This window comes from Streptomyces sp. NPDC091376, assembly GCF_044757085.1.
Classification (GTDB): Bacteria; Actinomycetota; Actinomycetes; order Streptomycetales; family Streptomycetaceae; genus Streptomyces; species Streptomyces pratisoli.
In genome coordinates this window covers 1-1,749 of sequence record NZ_JBIVUF010000068.1, presented here as the reverse complement: position 1 = coordinate 1,749, position 1,749 = coordinate 1, and the positions used below count along the sequence as shown (strand labels likewise).

1 protein-coding gene and 1 pseudogene are annotated in these 1,749 nt (G+C 65.1%); one reads left to right on the top strand and one right to left on the bottom strand.

Going from position 1 to position 1,749, the window contains the following annotated elements:
- Positions 1-571 (bottom strand): annotated as a pseudogene (locus ACIQMR_RS38345) (transposase family protein); the annotation flags it as partial.
- Between the two features lie 300 nt (positions 572-871).
- On the opposite strand from ACIQMR_RS38345, the gene ACIQMR_RS38340 reads away from it, so the two are divergent.
- Entirely contained in the window at positions 872-1,000 is a 129-nt protein-coding gene (locus ACIQMR_RS38340) for a hypothetical protein (RefSeq protein ID WP_401397786.1), read from the top strand.
- Positions 1,001-1,749: the final 749 nt, after the last annotated feature.

Below are 1,749 nucleotides of genomic sequence, written 5' to 3'. Positions count from 1 at the left end.
TCATAGATGGGTGCGTCCAGTACGGCGGCCCAGCAGGTGCTGTGCGCTTTGACCTCGCTCAGGGCGGCTTCGCGCAGGTTGTGCCATACATGCCAGCGATCAGCGACTTGGACCCGTCGACGCCGATCACACGAGGAATCCATCCGGCCGGCAAGGGGATACCCAGCAGTACGCGGAGGGCCGTGTGACGGGACAGGCCCAGGGCGAAGGCCGCCAGCAACCGAACTCCCGCCCGACCCGCTAACTCCTTCACCACCGCCTTGACCTGCTTGGTCAGACGAGTCGTGCGCCGCTGGTAGCGGTCCAACACCCCCGGCACCTGCTCCCGGAAGGTCTGGCGGCATCCACGCGTGAGACACACCAGGCGCCGCACCCGCACGCGGACCACCACCCGCCGGCCGTCCACCGGCACATCGGCCACCGTCCGCCAGTGAAAACCGTGCACCCGCCCCGACGCCACCCCGCACACCGGGCAGACCGCAGTCTCCCGCGGAGTCCATGCCCGCACCACGATCCGCTCGCCTTCGTCGACCACATCCTCGATGACCAGCGGGGACAGGCCCGAGAACACCGTCTGCACGAACTCGTTGACATCCTTCACGCGAGGGTCAACGACCCTCACGACTCTCCGTCACCACCGAATCTGAGACAGGGCCGTTGATTGGACAGACCCGATAAAGGTGGGGCGCACGAGTCCTTGCCCATGAGGGCAAGCCGGGTTACAGGAACGTCCTGTCCGACGCGAACGGACCGCCTCTTCTCATGGGCTTCCCGGCCGCCAACATCCACGACAGCCGGGGCTCCGCAGCTGCCATCGCCGAGATGTAGGAAGCCTGGGCAGCGCTTCTGCCCGTGTGCAACTGGGCGGCTGTTGCCGTACCCGGGGGCGCTGACCCGCCACCTCGGCCGCCGCCAGCACATGAGCGATATCGCCCAGGCCGTCGCCGGACTGCTCTCCCCGCAGCAGACCACAGACCTGATCCCGGCACGGCAGATGTGAGCGCCGAGCCCCGCCGACGTCTTCGACGTCTCACCGTCTACCGTGCACGAGTTCGTGGAGTTGTAAATGCTGATGTAGACCCATCTCGAGGCCGATCTTGGGCTCGCCGCCCCCGACTGTGCGGGTAGTGAAGAACGCTTGTTGACGTCTGGGCCACGTTGCTTGCGAACCTCCCGGCTCGGAACCTCGGCCCGGCAGCCTTGAGGCGTCGAAGCCGGGCGGAGTCGAAGCCGACCGCCTTCGTCCCGATGCGGCCCAGCCGTACGACGACTGGATCCTGTCCTGGCAGCACAACGCGCAGACCGTCAGCATCCGGGCTGTGGCCGGGCGGATCAAGAAGGGGCGGTAACAAGCCGCCTGGGCCAGTCGGTGCTGCTTGTGAAGTACCGCAAGGGCGAATCGGATCTCGTACACCGCGCCAGCATGTCGTTTCTGGTCGCTGCCTAGATTCCTGAAGTCTAAGCAAAACAGCGGGGAGGGCGGATGAGTAGTTGATACCTATCACGCAGATGGGCGCGGATACTCTTGCGTCGCGCACGAGAAGACACAGCAACATTTAAGTGACGGCGAATAACAGTCCTGTATCTCTGTCTCGATTTCGTCGTCCTTCCGTAATCTTTCATACCGGTCTAGTGAAGGGTGGTGGGTTATGAAACAGAGCGCGAGTACGGCAGCGGGACTGCTGCTGGCAGGCCGGTACCGGCTGACCGAGACCATCGGCCGGGGCGGCATGGGCAAGGTCTGGCGCG